Source organism: Caballeronia calidae, from assembly GCF_900044055.2.
In the GTDB taxonomy this organism is placed as follows: Bacteria; Pseudomonadota; Gammaproteobacteria; order Burkholderiales; family Burkholderiaceae; genus Caballeronia; species Caballeronia calidae.
In genome coordinates this window covers 122,235-141,599 of sequence record NZ_FCOX02000001.1, presented here as the reverse complement: position 1 = coordinate 141,599, position 19,365 = coordinate 122,235, and the positions used below count along the sequence as shown (strand labels likewise).

Here is a 19,365-nt window from a genome sequence, read left to right as displayed (position 1 = left end):
TACGGCGCGTTCCTCGATTAGAACACGAACAATTGCCCGCTCATAATGTCGCGTGCAGCAGAAGCGAGTTCGACTTGAACGAGCGCGCCAGCTCGTCCGACGGCAATGCGTGGCTGACGAGCCAGCCCTGAATATGATCGCAGCCGAGGTCGGCGAGCAGGTCGCGCTGCGCTTCCGTCTCGACACCTTCGGCGACCAGCTCCAGCCCGAGCGATTGCGCGAGCCCGACGACCGCGCTCACGATCGCGCGATTGTTGTGGGACGTAATCAGGTTCTCGACAAAGCTGCGGTCGATCTTGAGCTTCGACAGCGGAAAACGTTGCAGATAGGCGAGGCTCGAATAGCCGGTGCCGAAGTCGTCCACCGCGAAGCGGATGCCGATCGCCCTCAGCGCTTCGAGCAGGCGCGTCGCTTCTTCCGGGTCGTGCATCAGGAGGCTTTCGGTGATCTCGAACACGAGCCGATGCGCGTCGATGCCGGTAAGCGCGAGCGCTTCCTTCACCGCGGCGGTGAAGCGTTTGTCGCGGAACTGCTGCGGCGACACGTTGACCGACACGTAATCGAGCCGGATGCCGATCGCGTCCCACTGCGTGATCTGCATGCACGCGGCCTTCAGCACCCAGTTGCCCAGATAGTTGATGAGGCCGATCGATTCCGCGAGCGGAATGAACGTCGACGGCGGCACGAGCCCGTGCACCGGATGATTCCAGCGCATCAGCGCCTCCACGCCGACCACCGCGCCCGTGCGGATCTTCGTGATCGGCTGGAAGTAGAGCGAGAACTCGCCGTTGCGCACGGCTTCGTACAGGTCCGCTTCGAGCTTCAGGCGCTCGGCGTCGGCGGGGTTGTCGTCGAGCGTGTGGAACACGAGCGCGTTGCCGCCCGCTTCCTTCGCCTGCTCGAGCGCGTGATCGGCCATGCGCAGCAGGCTCGTCTGCACGCCGCTGCGCGCGTTCTTGCCCGCCTGATCCGGATACAGCGCGACGCCCACGCTCGCGGACAAATGCGTGTGCTGCCCGCGATGCCGGTACGGTTGCGCGATCGCGGTCAGGAGACGCCGCCCGAGGCTCTCGGCGAGCTCCGCCGTGGTGCCGGCGGGCAGCAGCACGGCGAACGCGTCGCCGGCCACGCGCGCGACGCGCTCGCCGTGCCCCGCCGTGTGCTGGATGCGCCGCGCGGTCTCGCGCAGCAGCTCGTCGCCGGCGTCGTAGCCGAGCGCGCGGTTGATGCGCTGATAGTCGTCGATGTCGAGCAGGACCAGCCCGGCGTGCGTGCGCGTGACCTCGGCTTCGGCCTGCGCCGCGGCGATCGCCGTCTTGAGCGAGACGAGATTGTCGAGGCCCGTGAGCGCATCGTGATTCAGCGCGTGCGTGAGCGATGCCTCGCGCTCGCGCCAGTGAGTCACTTCGAAGGCGGCGAGCGCAAAGCCGGGCGTGCCGCGCGCGGCGGTCGACACAAGCCGCAGCTCGACGCAGAGCGGATAGGTGAGCGATTTCACGACGGTCAGCGTCGCCGATTCGAGCTTGCCGCTCGCGCGCGCGCGGGCGACGAGCGCGTGCAGCTCGTCGGCTTCTTCCGACGCGACGAGATCGTGCAGCGTCAGCATGCTCAGATAGTCGCGGTGATAGCCGATGAACTCGATGCTCGCATCCGACACGTACTGGAAGCGCAGCGCATCGTCGAGCTGCGCGAGGAAATCGACCGCGCCGAGCGTGGCTTCGGTCGCGTCCGCCGGCGCGCACGCGCTGGCCGCGGGCAATGCCGGATTCGCTTCGGCGTCTTCGGAATGCGAGTCGGGCGTGCTCGCGGGCCGCGCGCGCGCGGGGCTTCCCCAGGCGCGGGCGAGCGCATCGAGCGCGATGCGCCACGGTGCGCGGCGGGAGACGTTGGTCCGGTTCGCTTGCATGGTCTCGTAGGGTCTGGCGGCGGCGCCTGCCTTCATCGGGCAAACGGCGGCGGGCGAAACGCGCGCCTCGCGGTTCCGGCCGGGATGTGCCGGAACGGGCGCGGCACGCTCTATCAGGCGAGTTATCGGCGCGCGGCACGAATTCTTTAACCGGTGACGCCGCGGCAACAATTCCCTCGCAGGAATGCGGATGTCCAGGAATCGTCGATGGGAGTTCCGTATCATGTCGGGCGGCGAATTCGGTTACAGTGGCGCGTTTGCGGCGCACCGCCGCCGCCGTTGCCGCACGCCGCCAGGCTTTCGCCGCGCCGTTGACCATAAGAATTCCGTTCGACTCGTTCGCCCCATGATCGAATCCATCAAGCTGCCGGCCTGCGTGCAGCATTTCACCGCGCCACGGCGCGCCGCCATCCGGTTCGCGTCATGCCCAATTCGTCCCTGAAGCGCGTGGCGCCGGCGAAGCGCGGGCAGAGCGTGTACGTCGGGCGTCAGCCGATCCTCGACGGCGACGGCGCGCTCGTCGCCTACGAGCTGTTGTTTCGCGACAGCCCCGAAAACCGCGCGCGCGTTCACGACGACATGCAGGCAACCGCGCATGTGGTCGCGCGCACGGTGGGGGAGATCGGCGTGCCCGCGGTGCTCGGGCCGCATCCGGGCTACGTGAACATGAGCCGCGAGCTGCTGTTCGACGACATCGTGCATATCATGCAGCCCGGGCGCTTCGTGCTGGAGCTGCTGGAGAACATCACGTTCGACGAGGCGCTCTTCAAGCGCTGCGCGCAGCTGCGCCGCGAGGGCTTTCGCTTCGCGCTCGATGACGTCGTGCGGCTCGACGATGCGCTGCTCGCCACGCTGCCTTCGGTCGATATCGTCAAGGTCGACTTTCTCGCGGCGGATCGCGGCCATCTGCCGGAGCTCGCTGCGGCGGTGAAGCGGCGCGGCAAGCAGCTCGTGGCCGAAAAGGTCGAAACCCCCGAGGATTTCGCGCAGGCGCGGCAGCTCGGCTTCGATTTCTTCCAGGGCTATTTCTTCGCGCGGCCGCAGGTGCTGTCGGCGCGGCGCGCGAGTCCCGCGCGCGGCCCGCTCCTGCGCCTCATGGCCGTGCTCGCGGGCGAGCCGGACATGCGCGAGCTGGAGACGGAACTGAAGCGCAATCCGGATATCGTCGTGCAATTGATGCGCCTCGCCAATTCGAGCGCGCAGATACGCGGGCGGCGCGTGTCGTCGCTGCGCGAGGCGATCGCCGCGACCGGCACGCGCCAGCTGATGCGCTGGACGCAACTGCTGCTCTACGCGGACGGCAGCGGCCTGCCGTGGCGTTCGGACCCGCTCCTGCAGCTCGTCGGCACGCGGGCGCGTTTTCTGGAGCTCGCGGCCGGGCTGCTGCGTCCCGCCGACGAAGCGTTCTCCGATGCCGCGTTCATGACCGGCATCTTCTCGCTCGTGCATGTCGTGCTCGACATGCAGCCCACCGAAATTGTCGATAAGCTGCATCTGGCGGCGGAAATCCGCACGGCGATTCTCGCGGGCGAAGGGCCGCTCGGCGCGCTGCTCGGCATCGCGCGGGCGGCGGAGCGGGGCGATGCGGGCGCCATCGACGCGAGCCGCCACGCGCAGCCCGCGCTCGACGTGCTTACGCCCGCCGCGCTCGCGACGTTGCAGTTCGAAGCGGCGGCGTGGTTCGCCGAACATCGCATCGATCAATACGCGGACCACGCGTAGCACGCCGGTTCCGCATCGACGAGGTCATCGAAAGGAGCGCGCATGAAACGGAAGATTTCGAGCTGGACGGCGGGTTGTGCCCTGGCGATCGCGGCGGCGATCGGCTGCGCGGCGGCGGTGTATCCGCTCACGGCGGGCGCGACGCTCAAGCCGGGCGATCCCGCGCCCGATTTCACCGCGCAGGCATCGCTCGGCGGTAACGTGTACGACTACTCGCTCGCCGATGCGCTGAAGAAGGGCCCCGTCGTGCTGTACTTCTATCCGGCGGCGTTCACGAAGGGCTGCACGATCGAGGCGCACGAATTCGCCGAAGCGGTCGATCAGTACAAGGCCGAAGGCGCGACGGTCATCGGCGTGTCGCATGACAACATCGATACCTTGAAGAAGTTCTCGGTGAGCGAGTGCCGCAGCAAGTTCCCGGTCGCGGCCGACGAGAACTCGAAGATCATCAAGTCCTACGACGCTTCCATGCCGATGAAAAGCACGATGGCCAATCGCGTGTCCTACGTGATCGCGCCGGACGGCAAGATCATCTACGAGTACACGAGCCTGTCGCCGGACCAGCACGTCGCGAACACGCTGCAGGCGCTGCGCGACTGGAACGCGAAGCACAAGGCGCAGTGATACGCTTCGGTCTCACCCACTGAGCGTGCGGGAGGCGCCATGCCCATCGTCGTCGGACTGATCGCCCTGGGATTGCTGATCTACGGCGCGATCTGGTCGTTCAACGCGCTGCACGCGCACTTCGGCATCGGCGTGGCGGTGGGCGTCGCGATCGTCGTGCTGCTCGCGATCGCCGCGGGCGTGATGCGCTGGCTCGCGGGCCGGCGCGAGATCGCGCCGAACCTGCGCCGCGGCGAGAGCGGCGACTGGACCCACGAGCTCAGGACCGACTGGGGCGGCGTGCGGGTTTCGGCGGGCAAACGTCTGTGCGATGTGCGCGTCGGCGACGAGCGCGGCAGCTATATCTTCGCGGACCTGCGCGGCGCGCGCATGCAGGAGCCGGGCAGCAGCGGCGGCGCCTGGCAGGTGGTGCTCGACGTGCAGGACGCGAAGCACGGCGCCTGGTCGCTGCCGATGCGCGATCGCGGCGAGGCGCACAAATGGGCGCGCATCCTGTCGCTCGCGACCCAGCAAAAGCTCTGACGCCGCGTCACGCGTGATAGCCCATATCGCCGCGCACCTTGCCGCGAAACACCCAGTACGACCAGATCACGTAGATCATGAGCACGGGCAGCAGAAACATCGTGCCGATCAGCAGAAACTGGTGCGATAGCGGCGCGGCGGATGCATCCCACAGCGTCACCGAAGGCGGCGCGATGAACGGCCACAGGCTGATCACGAGCCCCGTGAAAGCGAGAAAGAAGAGGCCGATCGAGCACACGAACGGCAGCACTTCGCGGCGTTTCGCGAGACTCGTCCAGAGCGTCCACGCGATGAGCGCGGTGAGCAGCGGCACCGGCGCGAATGCGAGGCTTCCGGGAAAGCCGAACCAGCGCGCCGCAATGCGTGCGTCCTTGAGCGGCGTCCACAGGCTGATGAGCAGGATGAATGCGATCACGCCGATGAGCGCGTAGCGCGCCATCGTGCGGCTCCATTCCTGCAACTCGCCTTCGGTCTTGAGCACGAGCCAGGTCGTGCCCTGCAGCGCGTAGCCGAAGATCAGCCCGACGCCGACGAGCAGCGGAAACGGCGCAACCCAGTTCCAGCTCGTGCCCGCATAGACGCGGCCTTCGATCGGAAAGCCCTGGATGAACATGCCGAGCACGATGCCCTGCGAGAACGTCGCGACGAGCGAGCCGCAGCCGAACGCGCCGTCCCACAGCCACTTGCGCGCGCCGATCACCTCGCGGAACTCGAACGCGACGCCGCGAAAGATCAGCCCGAGCAGCATGAAGAGAATCGGGAAATAGACGGCCGGCACGATGATCGCGAACGCGAGCGGAAACACCGCGAACAGGCCGCCGCCGCCGAGGATGAGCCAGGTTTCGTTGAAGTCCCATACGGGCGCGACGGAGTTGATCATCAGATTGCGCGATTCGCCGTCGCGGCGCAGCAGGAACATCATGCCGACGCCGAGATCGAAGCCGTCGAGCAGCACGTACATGAACACGGCCAGCGCGAGAATGGCGGCCCACAGCGGCACGAGATCGAGCATCGCGTTCTCCCGGTTCCTATTTGCGGCCGCGCCCTGGCGGGACGATATCGTCCTCGCGCACCGGCCGCGCGGCGCGGTCCGCGCTCGTCGATACCGCCGAAAGCGGGCGGGCGGCGCGGGTCTTCGCATCGAGTTCATCCTTTTCGTGCATATGCCCGACTTCCGCTGGGCCGACGCGCACCAGCCGCCGCAGCAGGAAAAATCCCGCGCCGAAGATCACGAGATAGGCGAGCACGTAGAGCAGCCACGAGAGACCGACATCGGCGGCGGTGAGCGAGGGCGTCACCGAATCCTTCGTGCGCAGGATGCCGTAGACGGTCCACGGCTGGCGGCCGGCCTCGGTTGTCGTCCAGCCCGCGATCACCGCGATGAAGCCGAGCGGCATCGCCCACGTGGCCGCGCGCAGCCAGCGCTCGCTCGTTTCGATCCTGCCCCGCGCGAGTTGCACGATGCCCGAAAGCACGAGCACGAACATCAGCAGCGCGATGCCGACCATGATGTGAAACGCGAAGAACACGACGGCCACGGGCGGCCGGTCCTCGCGCGGAAAGTCCTTCAGTCCGCGCACGAAGCCGTTCGGATCGTGCGTCAGATAAATGCTGCCGAGCACCGGAATCGAAATCTCGAAGTGGTTGCGTTCCTCGTCCTGATCGGGGATCGAGAAGAGATTGGCCGGAACGCGCGTGCCGGATTCCCAAAGGCCTTCCATCGCCGCGAGTTTGGCGGGCTGATGCTTCAGCGTGTTGAGGCCGTGGGCGTCGCCGATCACCATCTGCACCGGCACCATGATGATGAGAAAGACGAGCGACATCTTCACCATCACGCGGCTTTCCTCGAGCGCGCGGCGCTCGCGCAGATACATCGCGCCGACGCCGAGAATGACGAAGCCCGCCGTCACGAGAAACGCGCTCACCGTATGCCCGAGCCGGTACGGAAACGACGGCGTGAATATCACGTCGAAGAAGCTCACCACTTCGAAGCGGCCGTCCGGCAACATGCGATGCCCTTGCGGCGTCTGCATCCAGCTGTTGACCGCGAGAATCCAGAACGACGAGATCACGGTGCCCGCCGCGACGAACATCGCCGACATCACGTGCGCCCATTGCGGCACGAGCTTGCGCCCGAAGAGCAGCACGCCGAGGAACGCCGATTCGAGAAAGAACGCGGTCAGCACTTCGTAGCCCATCAACGGGCCGACGACGTTCGCGGTGGCATCGGAAAAGCGGCTCCAGTTGGTGCCGAACTGGAACGGCATCACGATGCCCGACACCACGCCCATGCCGAAGGACACCGCGAAGATTTTCAGCCAGAACGCCGAGAGCCGCCGATACACGTCGCGCTTCGTGATCCACCAGTTGAATTCGAGCGTGGCGATGTAGCACGACAGGCCGACCGTGAAAGCCGGCAGCAGGATATGGAACGCGACGACCCACGCGAACTGGAAGCGGGAGAGCAGGACCGAATCGACATCCATGAACGCTCCTTTGTTCAGGCTTTTTGCAGCGGATATGTCGAAAGGTGCGCCTCGCGCGGGCGCTTCGTTCCTTAATACACGGTTTTCAGGCACGCGGCCACGCGACGCGCGGCAAGGTGCCGCGGCCGCCGCACCGCCGATGCACCAATTTGATACAATCCGACGTTCGGTCTAAAGGCCATGCGGACGACCGCATGCGCATCGTTTCATCGGGGACGGCCCCATTTCTGCAAGGGAGTCGCTCGATGTCCTGGATTCTTCTTTTCATCGCCGGTCTGCTGGAAGTCGCGTGGGCCGCGGGTCTCAAATCGTCCGAAGGCTTCACGCGAATCGGGCCGTCCGTTTTCACGATCATCACCGCGCTCGGCAGCTTCGTGCTGCTCGCGATGGCCATGAAGCAACTGCCGCTCGGCACCGCTTACGCCGTGTGGACGGGTATCGGCGCGATCGGTGCGTTCATCTTCGGAATCGTGTTCATGGGCGAGGCGCTGTCGGCGGCGCGCATCGTGAGCGCTGTGCTGATCGTCGCCGGTCTGGTCGGGCTGAAGTTCTCGTCGGGTCACTGAAAGCGCATCCGTTGTGCGCGCGCCACCCTTGCGTGCGTTGCAGAACCGGGAACGGCAATCGCTTAACCCTTGCTGCACCGCGCGGATTTGCGTGGATATAATGATCTGAGGTCATCCGGTTTTCGTCCGATTCCTATGGTTCCGCGGTTTTTCGTTGTATCTTCGCGGAGGTAGGCGGCTTCTTTCGATATCTGCCGGAAAGACCGCTCTTTTGAGCTGGCAAATCGCCCGATAGCGGCGAAAGCCGGCAGCCGGCGCATTAAGGGAGGCGGCAATGCTTGAGTCACTTTCGCTCGCAGCGGGCCTGTCATGGGCGAGCGGGCTGCGCCTGTACCTCACCGTCTTCATCGCCGGCATGTTCCAGCGCATGGGGCTCGTCCATCTGCCGGATTCGCTGGCGGTGCTCGGTTCGCCGTGGGTGATCGGCGTCGCGGCGGTGCTTGCGCTCGTCGAGTTTCTCGCCGACAAGATTCCCGCCGTCGATTCCCTCTGGGACGCGGTTCACACCTTCATCCGCATTCCGGCGGGCGCCGTGCTCGCGGCCGGCTCGCTCGGCCACGCCGATCCCGCCATGCTGACCGTCGCCGCGCTCGCGGGCGGCACGCTCGCCGGCGCGTCGCATTTCGCGAAGGCGGGCACGCGCGCGCTCATCAATCTGTCGCCGGAGCCGGTGTCGAACTGGGCGGCGTCGGCGACCGAGGATGTCGGCGCGCTCGCGGGCATCACGCTCGCGCTCTTCGTGCCGCTCTTGTTTCTCCTGCTCCTGCTCGCGTTCCTGGTGCTCGCGGGCTGGGCGCTGCCGCGGCTCGCGCGCGGCGTGCATGGCGGCGTGTCGCGCATGGCCAAGCACATGCTGCCGAGCTCGGACCGCATGAACCGGCTGCGGAGCAAGCACGATTGAGCACCGCATTCAGGAACGATCAGGCTGCACGCAAGGCAGGACATTCGCATCCGACCATCCGGCTCGGTTTCACGCAGACGGTGCGCCAGGCATGGCGCATGACCGCGCGCGACTGGCGCGCGGGCGAACTCACGATGCTTCTGCTCGCGCTGGTGCTGGCGGTCGCGGCGCTGTCGAGCGTCGGCTTTCTCGCCGATCGCATGCGCCAGGGCCTCGCGCGCGACGGGCGCCAGATGATCGCAGCGGATTTCATCGTGCGCTCCGATCATCCCGTCGATCCGATGTTCGCGAGCGAGGCGAAATCGCTCGGGCTCGAGACGGCGGGCACCACCATCTTCCCGAGCATGATCAGCTCGACGTCCGCGCAGCCCGCTTCCAGGCTCGCGGCGATCAAGGGCGTGACGCCGGGGTATCCGTTGCGCGGCGCGCTGCGCATTGCGCCCGGCATCGACGCCGCCGATGCGCCCGCGCAAGGCATTCCCGCGCCCGGCACGGTCTGGGCCGATGCCGCCTTGCTCGATGCGCTCAAGACGAAAGTCGGCGGCACGGTCAAGGTCGGCACGCGCACGTTCACGGTGGCGGGCGTCATCACGCGCGAGCTGGATCGCGGTTTTTCCTTCGTCAATTTCTCGCCGCGCCTGATGATGCGCGCCGACGACATCGCGGGCACGGGTCTCATCGGCTATGGCAGCCGCGTGACGTACCGGCTGCTCGTCGCGGGGCCGGACGACCAGGTGGAGCAATTCGCGAAGTTCGCGCGCGACAAGGTGGATGGCGGCAAGCTGCGCGGCGTCGCGCTGGAGTCGCTGTCCGAGGGGCAGCCGCAGGTGCGCCAGACGATCGACCGCGCGAGCCACTTCCTCACGCTCGTGTCGCTTCTGACCGCGCTGCTCGCCGCGGTCGCGATCGCGATGGCCGCGCATCGCTTCGCGCGCCGGCATCTCGACGGCTGCGCCGCGATGCGCTGTCTCGGCGTCAGCCAGCGCACGCTGCGCGCGCTCTTTCTGAACGAATTTCTCGCGATCGGTTTGATCGGCAGCGCGGCGGGCGTCGTGCTCGGCTTCGGCGGCCATCTCGTGCTGCTGAACTGGCTCGGCTCGCTCGTCGATGTCGAATTGCCTCAGCCGAGCGTCTGGCCCGCGCTGCAGGGCATCGCGATGGGCCTCGTGCTGCTGCTCGGCTTCGCGCTGCCGCCGCTGTTGCCGATCACGCGCGTGCCGCCGGTGCACGTGATTCGGCGCGAGCTCGGCGATGCCGGGCGCGTCGCGCATGCGGCGTATGGCGTCGGCGTGCTGCTGTTCGCGGCGCTGCTGATTCTCGCGGCGGGCGAGTGGAAGCTCGGCGGCATCGTCGCGGGCGGCTTCGCGGCGGGTCTGCTCGTGTTCGGCGCAATCGCGCGCGCGGCGCTCTGGGCGGCGGCGCGCTTCGTGCGGCGCGAACGCAGCCGCGCGGGCGTGGGCTGGCGCTACGCGCTTGCGTCGCTGGAGCGCAGGAGCGGATCGAGCGCGCTGCAGATCACCGCGCTCGGCATCGGGCTGATGTGCCTTTTGCTCATCGGCATGACGCGCAACGATCTCATCAAGGGCTGGCGCGACGCGACGCCGCCCGACGCGCCGAATCAGTTCCTCATCGATATCCAGCCGGACCAGCGCCAGGGCGTGCTCGACTATCTGCACACGCACGGCCAGCCCGACGCCACGCTGTCGCCGATGGTGCGCGCGCGTCTCGTCGCGATCGACGGCAAGCCGGTGAATCCGGACGATTACGACAAGGCCGATGCGAAGCGCCTCGTCGATCGCGAATTCAACCTGTCCTACACGACCGAGCTGCCCGGCGACAACCGCGTGACGCAGGGCACATGGTTCGGCACCGACACGAAGCCACAGGTGTCGATCGAAGAGGGCATCGCGAAGACGATCCGCGTGAAGATGGGCGACACGCTGCGTTTCGATGTCGCCGGTCTGCCGGTCGAAGCGCCGGTGACCAGCGTGCGCAAGGTCGACTGGAACTCGTTCAAGGTCAACTTCTTCGTGCTGCTGCCGCCCCAGGCGCTCGCCGATCTGCCCGCGACCTTCATCACGAGCTTTCATCTGCCGACGCAGGAGCAGCGCGTGATCGACGGGCTGGTGGCGCGTTATCCGAACGTGACGGCCATCGATATCGCGCCGATTCTCGCGCAGATCCATCGCACGCTCGCGCAGGTGATCGGCGCGGTGCAGTTCCTGTTCCTCTTCACGCTCGCGGCGGGCGTGCTCGTGCTGTACGCCGCGCTCGCCGGCACGCGCGACGAGCGCGTGCGCGAATCGGCGCTGCTGCGCGCGCTCGGGGCGTCGCACAGGCAGGTGCGCTCGGTGCAGGTGGCCGAGTTCGTCGCCGTGGGCGCGCTGTCCGGCCTCATGGCGGCGATCGGCGCGCAGGCCATCGGCTACGTGCTCGCGGCGCGCGTGTTCGAGTTTCATATCGACTTCAATCCGTGGCTTCTGCCCACGGGCATCGTGGCGGGCGTCGCGTGCGCCGGGCTCGGCGGCTGGCTCAGCCTGCGCCGTGTGCTGGCGCGCCCGGCGTTGCAGTCCCTGCGCGATGCGTAATTATTTGTTTGAGCAATGACCGAAACAAATCAATCCTCCCCCGACGACGAAGCACAGAAGCCGACCGCCTTCGAGCTGATCGGCGGCGAAGCGCGCGTGCGCGCGCTCGTCGATCGTTTCTATGACCTGATGGATCTCGAGCCCGAGTTCGCGGGCATCCGCGCGCTGCATCCGCCGACGCTCGACAACTCGCGCGACAAGACCTTCTGGTTCCTGTGCGGCTGGATGGGCGGGCCGGATCATTACATCGACCGCTTCGGGCATCCGCGTCTGCGGGCGCGGCATCTGCCGTTCGCGATCGCGTCGGACGAGCGCGATCAATGGCTGCGCTGCATGGCGTGGGCGATGGAAGACATCGGCATCGACGAGGCCTTGCGCGAGCGCCTCCTGACGTCCTTCTTCGACACCGCCGACTGGATGCGCAACCGTCCCGGTTGAAACGCTGCGTTTTGTATCGGTTCACGCGGGGCGCGCGTGATGCATCATCGGCTCTTTCGCATCATCGCAAGGAAGGCAGACATGAGCACACGCGCACTCTTTCGCGAGGACGCCTACCAGACGCGCTGCGACGCGACGGTAACGGCCATCGACGAGCAGGGCATCCATCTCGATCAGACCGTGTTCTATCCGCTCGGCGGCGGCCAGGCGGGCGACGCGGGCACGCTGACGCTCGCAGACGGCACCGTCATCGCGATCGCCGATACGCGCAAGGCGAAGTTCGAAGGCGCGACGCCCGATGACGCCGTGCACGTGCCCGCGCCCGGCCAGGAAGCGGCGCTGGCGAAGCTGACGGTCGGCAGCAAGCTGAGCGCCGAGATCGACTGGGCGCGGCGGTATCGGCATATGCGGCTGCATACCGCGAGCCATCTGATCTGCGCGGTGCTGCCGTATCCGGTGGACGGCTGCAGCATCACGACCGAGTACGCGCGTCTCGATCTGGCGACGGTCGAGCCGATCGAGCGCGAAAGCGTCGAGGCGAAGCTGAACGCACTGATCGGCGGCGCGCACGACGTGCACACCGAATGGATCACCGACGACGAAATGTCCGAGCGCCCCGAACTCGTTCGCACGATGAGCGTGAAGCCGCCGATGGGCCTCGGCCGCGTGCGTCTTTTGCGCATCGAAAACGTGGACCTGCAGCCGTGCGGCGGAACGCATGTGCGCAACACCGGCGAGATCGGCGGGCTGCGCATCGCGAAGCTGGAGAAGAAGAGCGCGCGCACGCGGCGGCTGGTGCTGGAACTGGCGTGAGCATGGATCCTCGCGCGCAGGCGGTGCTGGATCTGTGGTTCGGCGCGCCCGGTTCGCCGGAGTTCGGCACGGAGCGCGCGTTGTGGTGGAAGAAAAAGCGCGCCTTCGATTCGATGCTCACGGAGCGCTTCGGCGCGTTGCTCGACGAAGCGCAGGCGGGCGGATTGCAGGAGTGGGAGCGCACGCCGCTCGGCACGCTCGCGCTGATCGTGCTGCTCGATCAACTGTCACGCAATTGCTATCGGAACACGCCGCGTGCATTCGCGGGCGATGCGCGCGCGCTTGCGCTGGCGAAAGCGCTCATCGAGAAGGGCGACGATCTGCGTCTGCCGGGCGCGTATCATCGCGCGTTCGCGTATATGCCGTTCGAGCACGATGAGACGCCCGAAAGCCAGCGCGAGGCGCTGCGATTATTCGGAAAACTAAAAGAGGAAACCGGCGTTTCGAGCTTTTACGAATCGGCCGTGGAACATGCGGAAGTGATCGGGCGCTTCGGGCGCTTTCCGCATCGCAATCGCATTCTCGGGCGCGACGTTTTGCCCGACGAGGAAGCGTGGCTGGCGAAGCACGGCGGGTTTTGAGATTCCGGGTCTCAATCCGCCGTTTCGATATTCACCGCCCGCCCGACACATCCAGCACCGCGCCCGTCACATACGACGACGCATCCGACAGCAGCCACACGATCGACTCGCCGACCTCATCGGCGGTGCCTGCGCGTCCGATCGGCGTCTGCACGCCGAGCACATGCGCGCGATCCGGCTTGCCACCGCTCGCATGGATATCGGTGTCGATGAGGCCGGGGCGAATCGCGTTCACGCGCACGCCCTCGGGCCCGAGCTCCTTCGCCAACCCGATGGTCAGCGTGTCGATCGCGCCCTTGGACCCCGCATAGTCGACATACTCGTTCGGCCCGCCGAGCCGCGCCGCCGCCGACGAAACGTTCACGAGCGAGCCGCCCTTGCCGCCGCGCGAGCGCGACATGCGCCGCGCCGCCTCGCGCGCGCACAGATACGCGCCGAGCACGTTGATGTCGAAGATGCGCTTCATGCGCGCGATGTCCATGTCCGCGAGCGTCGAGCCGGGCGCGACGATGCCTGCGTTGTTCACGACGCCGTCGATCTTGCCGAAGGCCTTCTCGGTCGCGTCGAACATCGCGATGATCGCGGCTTCGTCGCTCACGTCGCCGTGAATGGCGATGGCCTTGCCGCCCGCCGCGTGCACCGCCGCGACGGTTTCATCGGCGGCAGCGGCATTCGACGCGTAGTTCACGCCGACGCTCCAGCCGCGCGCGCCCGCGAGCACGGCAGCCGAGCGGCCGATGCCGCGACTACCGCCGGTGATCAGGATGACTTTGGACATGGTTTTGTTTTCCTCAAACGGCGTTGCGTTTCTCGGACCACTTGTCGTGCGCGGGCGGCTGGTACGCCGCGAGCTTCGCGATCATCTCATCCGGTTCGGCCGCGACCTGGATGATGTCCAGATACGGCGCGCGCATGAAACCTTCGTCGACGGTGTGACGCAGCATCGACATGAGCGGATCGAAATAACCGTTCACGTCGAGCAGGCCGACCGGCTTCTGGTGATAGCCGAGCTGCGCCCACGTGTACACCTCGAAAAACTCCTCGAACGTGCCGACGCCGCCGGGCATCGCGACGAACGCATCGGAGAGATCGGCCATCTGCTTCTTGCGCTCGTGCATGTCGGGCACGACGTGCAGCTCGGTGAGATCCGTGTGGCCGACTTCCTTCGCGAGCAGCAGCTCGGGAATCACGCCGACGGCGCGCCCGCCCGCGGCGAGCACTTCATCGGCGATGAGGCCCATCAGGCCGACGCGCCCGCCGCCATAGACGAGCGAGAGATTGTTCTGAACCAGCGCGCGGCCGAATGCCCTGGCCGCTTCCGCATAGACGGGACGAGCTCCGTTCGAGGAGCCGCAATAGACACACACTGCCTTCATTTATCTGGAATCCTTCGGTGTTTCGCTCTTCGACGCATTCGATGCGCCCGGCTGTGACTCGTCGCGCGGCGGCAGGAAGTCCGCGTACTCGCGCTTGGGCAGTTTACCGGAGACGAGATCGTCGAAGAGCTGGCGCGAGCGCCCGCGCAGATACGGCGCCATGATCGAGATGATGTGCAGGCTCGCCTGATGCAGCTCCGCGCGGATCGCTTCCTGATCGTTGTACTTGCGCGGATTCATCACGTACTGGTACGAGAGCCAGTACGTTGCGATCACGCCCATGTTGGTGGCGATGACCTCGATCTCCTGAGGCGTCGCGACCATTTCCTGATCGGCCACGAGCGCTTCGCACAACTGGCTCGCGAAATGCACCTTGTGCGTGATGATCTGCTTGAAGTGCGTCTCGAGCGTGCGGTTGCGCGCGAGCAGATCGTTCAGGTCGCGATAGAGAAAGCGATAGGTCCAGAGGAAATCCGCCATGTACTGCAGATACGACCACATCTCGTCGATCGTCGGGCGATGATCGTCCGGAAAGCGCAGGCGCTTCTGAATCTGCTGCTCGAACTGCGCGAAGATGCTGTTGATGATGTCGTCTTTGTTGCGGAAATGGTAGTACAGGTTGCCTGGACTGATTTCCATCTCCTCGGCGATCGTCGTCGTGGTGACGTTCGGCTCGCCGATATCGTTGAACAACTTCAGCGACAGCTCGAGAATCCGTTCGCGGGTGCGGCGGGGTGGTTTGGCTTCCATGTCGTCCGACCTTGGCATCGGGCCCCGGCGGCTCGGGATGAGCGTTCGCGCGGCCGCTTCCGTTGCTATTTTTGAGAATATCGGACGATTATAAACCGGTCGTTCGACTGCACGGACGCGCCTCTCACGCGCCGCGGTTCTCGTTTATAAGATACGCGCCAGCCACGCGGATGCAAGCGGCCACAGTATCAGGCACCAGGTGAGCACGCAGACGCCGAGCGCGACCATCACCGCGGCGCTGCCGAAGTCCTTCGCGCGCTTCGAGAGTTCGTGCCGTTCGAGCGAGATGCGGTCGATGGCCGCTTCGACGCTCGAATTGAGCAATTCGACGATGAGCACGAGCAACACCGATGCGATCAGCGCCGCGCGCTCGACCGACGCGACCGGCACGATGACGCTGCACGGCAGCAGGATCGCGGCGAGCGTCAGTTCCTGGCGAAACGCGCTTTCCTCGCGGATCGCGACGCGAAAGCCGTAGAGCGAGTTCTTCATCGCGTGCCAGGCGCGCGTGAAGCCGCGATTGCCCTTGTACGGGTTGAAGGGCAGGTCGTCCGGGCCGAGCGGCTCGGCGGGTTGCGCGGGCGTGTCGTCGATGTCCTCGAGGTCGTCGTCGAAGGGATCGCGCGCGCGGGCCGGCGCCGCGCGCGCATTCGCTTCCGCCCGTTCCTCTGCGACGGCGCGTCGCGTCATGCGGCCGCCTGTTCGGACGTCGTCGCGCCTGGCCCGAACTGCCGCAGATGCGATGCGAACTGCTCCGATGCCGCGCGCCACGAGAAGCGCTCGGCCCATGCGCGGGCATCGCCGCGTTCGATCTTCAATGCATCGAGGCAGGCTTCGCGCAGGTCGTGATTGAGCGCGCCGGGTCCGTCGGTGCCGAGCACGTCGATCGGGCCCGTCACCGGATACGCGGCGACCGGCGTGCCGCAGGCCATCGCTTCGAGCAGCACGAGCCCGAAGGTGTCGGTCCTGCTCGGGAAGACGAAGACATCCGCCGCCGCATAGACCTTCGCGAGTTCCGGCTGCGACAGCACGCCGAGATAGTTGACGTTCGTGTAGCGCGACTTCAGCTCCGCGAGCGCCGGTCCCTCTCCCGCGACCCACTTCGAGCCGGGCAGATCGAGCTTCAGAAACGCCTCGACATTCTTCTCGACGGCCACGCGCCCGACGTACAGAAAGATCGGCCGCGCGGTGTTGAGGACCTTCGACTCCATCGGATGAAAGATGTCGAGATCGACGCCGCGCGTCCACAGCACGACATTGGTGAAGCCGTATTTCTCGAGATCGCTCTTGACGACGGGCGTCGGCGCCATCACCGCCTGCGAGTCCTTGTGGAACCAGTGCAGGAAGCGGTAGGTCATCGACAGCGGAATGCCGAAGCGCGCCTTCACGTACTCCGGAAAACGCGTGTGATACGCGGTCGTGAACGGCAGCTTGTGACGCAGCGCGTAGGCGCGCGCGGCCAGCCCGAGCGGGCCTTCGGTCGCGATATGCAGCGCATCCGGCCCGAACGCGTCGATGCGCTCGGCCACGCGCCGTCCCGGCAGCAGCGAGAGACGAATCTCCGGATAGGTCGGGCAGGGGATCGTTCTGAATTCGAGCGGCGTGAGCAGCTCCACGCGATGACCGAGCGCGGTGAGCTCCTTCGACGTCTGCGTGAGCGTGCGCACGACGCCGTTGACCTGCGGCTCCCATGCGTCGGTGACGATCATGATTTTCATCGGCTATGGCCCCGTGGTTCGTTCGTGTTCAGACAGTCGCGCGCGCTTTCGTCGTGTGCGCTTCCGGCGAGCGCATCACCGTCCAGTAGACGACCTTCAGCTCGCCGTCGTAGGTCTCGACAAGCGCCGAGAGACTTTCGACCCAGTCACCGTCGTTGCAGTAGAGAATGCCGTCGATGTCGCGGATCTCGGCCTTGTGGATGTGCCCGCACACGACGCCGTCGCAGCCGCGGCGGCGCGCTTCGTCGGTCATCACGCGCTCGAACTGCGAGATGAAGTTCACCGCGTTCTTCACCTGATGTTTCAGGTATTGCGACAGCGACCAGTAGTTGAAGCCGAGCTTCGTGCGCACGCGATTGAACCAGCGGTTGAGCAGCAGGATCATCGTGTAGGCGGTGTCGCCGAGATAGGCGAGCCATTTGGCGTGCTGAATGACGCCGTCGAAGAGATCGCCGTGCACGATCCACAGGCGCTTGCCCGCGAGCGTCGTGTGGAACGCTTCGCCGCGCACGTGGATATCGCCGAACGCGAGATCGCAAAACTGGCGCGCGGCTTCGTCGTGGTTGCCGGGAATGTAGACGACCTGCGTGCCCTTCCTCGCCTTGCGCAGGATCTTCTGCACGACGTCGTTGTGCGCCTGCGGCCAGAACCAGCCCTTGCGAAGCTGCCATCCGTCGATGATGTCGCCGACGAGATACAGATACTCCGACTCGTGATGCCGCAGGAAATCGAGGAGATAGGGTGCCTGGCAGCCGCCCGAGCCGAGGTGAATATCCGACAGCCAGATCGTGCGATAGCGATGCGTTCCATCGGCGGTATCACCCGGCACGTCATGATGGACGGGCGCGGCGGCGCGGGGATCGGAGAAGCCCGGCACGCTCGTCGCAGCGGATTCGCTTGATTCGGTGGACTCGGATCGCAGCGCGAAAGGACCGGTGCGCAGCTCGCTATTGCTGAAGCTGAAGGGAGAGGGCGGGGCTGACGAGGTAAAGGCCATTGGCTCGCGCATCGGGTTTCGATATGCGCATTGCGCCATGCGGCCGTGACCGAGCCGTGACAGTCACAAGAAGTTCTTATTACTTGGCGATGGGCGCGACCGCGACGATGCGCGTGCCGGCGAGACGGTCATGGAGGAACTGGCGCGCGGGATCGAGCCACACGGCGGCGGCCCACAGCGCGACCCACGCCGCGAACACGGCGAGCGTTTGCGGCACGGCGAGCGAGAGGAGGGGATGCAGCGCGAGCGGCGGCAGGAACCACAGCCACGCGAGCACATAGCGGGTGAGCGCGCGAGCCGGCTTGATGGGCTGGCCGTGCGCATCGACGATTTTGAGGCGCCAGGTTTTCATCGGCAGGGTCTGGCCGCCGTGTGTCCAGAAATACACGAAGTAGGCTGCGAGCACGATGCCGATCCACGACATCAGCCAGTTGTGATGCGTGAGGCCGTTCTTTTGCTGCGTGAGCGTGCTGAAGAGATACCCGGCGATGAACACGACGCCGAAGAGGATCACGCCTTCGTAGAGCATCGTCGCGAGGCGGCGGCGCAGCGCGGGCGCGCGCATCGGGTCGATGGTGGCCACTGCCGGCTGCGCGCTCACGAGCCGTTGTACATCGCAGGCGCCTGCTGCGGCGACACGGGAATCGGCGTGGCCGGCACGAAGCTCCCGGCGTTCGGAATGGCCGGTTGCGTCGGCACGCCGGAGACGGGCGCGGCCGGCGCGGTTGCCGGGCCCGACCCGCTTCCCGCGTGTCCGGAGGCGGCCCCCTGCTCGCGGGCCGCGACGAGGCGATTGATGTCCTTCACTTCGGTCTTGCCCGTGGGCGGCGCGGAGACGACGGTCGGGCGATGCACGTGCTCGCTCGCGGCCAGCTTCTTCTTCTGCTCCTCGGACAGCTTTTGATAGGCGTCCCAGGCCTTTTCGCGCTTCTCCAGCGGCACCGATTTGGAAACCTGATAGTTCTCGCGCGCGACCTTGCGCTGGTCCGGCGTGAGGCGCACCCATTCCTGCATGCGCTGATGCAGATGCTTCTGCGCTTCAGGCGACATCCGGTGGAATCGCGACGCGATCTTCAGCCACTTTTGCTTGCGCTCGTCGGAAAACGAATCCCACTGGGTGGCGAAAGGCGCGAGCGCGATGTGCTGCGCCTCGGTCAGATGGCTCCAGGCGAGCGGGCTTTCGGCAGACAGCGCGGACAGCGGCGAGACCTTCCCGTCCGCAGGCGCGCTCGCGCCGCCGCTCGGCGCCGCCACGGGCGAAGGCGCGGCGGGGGCGGTCGAATAAAAGCGCGGATAAGTCGCGGCGAACGCAACCAGTCCCGCAATCGCGCAACCAAAGACAATCGCGAGACCGCGCTTGTAACTCACCCGAAAATT

General features: G+C 66.3%; 20 protein-coding genes. 9 read left to right on the top strand and 11 right to left on the bottom strand.

Annotated elements, in window-relative coordinates; translation table 11 throughout:
- Positions 1 to 40: 40 nt before the first annotated feature.
- Complete coding sequence (locus AWB78_RS00685) at positions 41 to 1,906, bottom strand: putative bifunctional diguanylate cyclase/phosphodiesterase (RefSeq protein ID WP_062601430.1); 1,866 nt, start codon at positions 1,904 to 1,906, stop codon at positions 41 to 43.
- A gap of 423 nt (positions 1,907 to 2,329) precedes the next feature.
- Here AWB78_RS00685 and AWB78_RS00680 point away from each other — a divergent pair, with 423 nt between their 5' ends.
- From AWB78_RS00680 to AWB78_RS00670, 3 genes are read left to right on the top strand one after another with little or no spacing between them, the layout of a single operon-like run.
- Complete coding sequence (locus AWB78_RS00680) at positions 2,330 to 3,628, top strand: EAL and HDOD domain-containing protein (RefSeq protein ID WP_062601429.1); 1,299 nt, start codon at positions 2,330 to 2,332, stop codon at positions 3,626 to 3,628.
- A gap of 42 nt (positions 3,629 to 3,670) precedes the next feature.
- Positions 3,671 to 4,252: a peroxiredoxin gene (locus tag AWB78_RS00675; RefSeq protein WP_062601428.1), complete on the top strand. Its 582-nt coding sequence runs from the start codon at positions 3,671 to 3,673 to the stop codon at positions 4,250 to 4,252.
- Positions 4,253 to 4,291: 39 nt separating this feature from the next.
- Positions 4,292 to 4,774: a hypothetical protein gene (locus AWB78_RS00670; protein WP_062601427.1), complete on the top strand. Its 483-nt coding sequence runs from the start codon at positions 4,292 to 4,294 to the stop codon at positions 4,772 to 4,774.
- Positions 4,775 to 4,781: 7 nt separating this feature from the next.
- Here the strand turns inward: AWB78_RS00670 and cydB are convergent, their stop codons facing one another.
- A complete protein-coding gene (gene cydB / locus AWB78_RS00665) occupies positions 4,782 to 5,786 on the bottom strand; it encodes a cytochrome d ubiquinol oxidase subunit II (RefSeq protein ID WP_062601426.1) in 1,005 nt (334 codons plus the stop codon).
- A 16-nt stretch (positions 5,787 to 5,802) separates the two neighbouring features.
- On the bottom strand, positions 5,803 to 7,260 hold the full coding sequence (locus AWB78_RS00660) for a cytochrome ubiquinol oxidase subunit I (protein ID WP_062601425.1): 1,458 nt from the start codon (positions 7,258 to 7,260) through the stop codon (positions 5,803 to 5,805).
- A 245-nt stretch (positions 7,261 to 7,505) separates the two neighbouring features.
- On the opposite strand from AWB78_RS00660, the gene sugE reads away from it, so the two are divergent.
- The 6 genes from sugE to AWB78_RS00630 all read left to right on the top strand — a co-directional run bounded on the left by sugE (position 7,506) and on the right by AWB78_RS00630 (position 13,147).
- Entirely contained in the window at positions 7,506 to 7,826 is a 321-nt protein-coding gene (gene sugE / locus AWB78_RS00655; protein ID WP_062601424.1) for a quaternary ammonium compound efflux SMR transporter SugE, read from the top strand.
- A 274-nt stretch (positions 7,827 to 8,100) separates the two neighbouring features.
- Positions 8,101 to 8,727 carry a DUF4126 domain-containing protein gene (locus AWB78_RS00650; protein WP_062601423.1) on the top strand — a complete coding sequence of 209 codons (627 nt, stop codon included), beginning with the start codon at positions 8,101 to 8,103 and terminating at the stop codon, positions 8,725 to 8,727.
- Between the two features lie 98 nt (positions 8,728 to 8,825).
- A complete protein-coding gene (locus AWB78_RS00645; RefSeq protein ID WP_374729440.1) occupies positions 8,826 to 11,315 on the top strand; it encodes an ABC transporter permease in 2,490 nt (829 codons plus the stop codon).
- Between the two features lie 15 nt (positions 11,316 to 11,330).
- Entirely contained in the window at positions 11,331 to 11,753 is a 423-nt protein-coding gene (locus AWB78_RS00640; protein ID WP_062601421.1) for a group II truncated hemoglobin, read from the top strand.
- Between the two features lie 81 nt (positions 11,754 to 11,834).
- Complete coding sequence (locus tag AWB78_RS00635) at positions 11,835 to 12,566, top strand: alanyl-tRNA editing protein (RefSeq protein ID WP_062601736.1); 732 nt, start codon at positions 11,835 to 11,837, stop codon at positions 12,564 to 12,566.
- 2 nt (positions 12,567 to 12,568) lie between these two features.
- Entirely contained in the window at positions 12,569 to 13,147 is a 579-nt protein-coding gene (locus AWB78_RS00630; RefSeq protein ID WP_062601420.1) for a DUF924 family protein, read from the top strand.
- 31 nt (positions 13,148 to 13,178) lie between these two features.
- Here the strand turns inward: AWB78_RS00630 and AWB78_RS00625 are convergent, their stop codons facing one another.
- The 8 genes from AWB78_RS00625 to AWB78_RS00590 form a co-directional block, all read right to left on the bottom strand.
- Entirely contained in the window at positions 13,179 to 13,925 is a 747-nt protein-coding gene (locus AWB78_RS00625) for an SDR family oxidoreductase (RefSeq protein ID WP_062601419.1), read from the bottom strand.
- A gap of 13 nt (positions 13,926 to 13,938) precedes the next feature.
- Positions 13,939 to 14,523, bottom strand: a complete 585-nt coding sequence (locus AWB78_RS00620; RefSeq protein ID WP_062601418.1) for an LOG family protein — start codon at positions 14,521 to 14,523, stop codon at positions 13,939 to 13,941.
- Complete coding sequence (locus tag AWB78_RS00615; protein WP_062601417.1) at positions 14,524 to 15,273, bottom strand: TetR/AcrR family transcriptional regulator; 750 nt, start codon at positions 15,271 to 15,273, stop codon at positions 14,524 to 14,526. It abuts the gene before it with no gap.
- Between the two features lie 144 nt (positions 15,274 to 15,417).
- Positions 15,418 to 15,963: a diacylglycerol kinase gene (locus AWB78_RS00610; RefSeq protein WP_062601416.1), complete on the bottom strand. Its 546-nt coding sequence runs from the start codon at positions 15,961 to 15,963 to the stop codon at positions 15,418 to 15,420.
- Positions 15,960 to 16,991, bottom strand: a complete 1,032-nt coding sequence (locus AWB78_RS00605; RefSeq protein WP_062601415.1) for a glycosyltransferase family 4 protein — start codon at positions 16,989 to 16,991, stop codon at positions 15,960 to 15,962. The genes AWB78_RS00610 and AWB78_RS00605 overlap by 4 nt, the downstream gene beginning before the upstream one ends.
- 28 nt (positions 16,992 to 17,019) lie before the next feature.
- Positions 17,020 to 17,988 (bottom strand): UDP-2,3-diacylglucosamine diphosphatase, encoded by a 969-nt coding sequence (locus AWB78_RS00600; protein WP_074173367.1) that lies wholly within the window; start codon positions 17,986 to 17,988, stop codon positions 17,020 to 17,022.
- Between the two features lie 79 nt (positions 17,989 to 18,067).
- Positions 18,068 to 18,553 (bottom strand): RDD family protein, encoded by a 486-nt coding sequence (locus AWB78_RS00595; RefSeq protein WP_062601734.1) that lies wholly within the window; start codon positions 18,551 to 18,553, stop codon positions 18,068 to 18,070.
- Between the two features lie 32 nt (positions 18,554 to 18,585).
- A complete protein-coding gene (locus AWB78_RS00590) occupies positions 18,586 to 19,356 on the bottom strand; it encodes a DUF3106 domain-containing protein (protein ID WP_062601413.1) in 771 nt (256 codons plus the stop codon).
- Positions 19,357 to 19,365 lie beyond the last annotated feature (9 nt).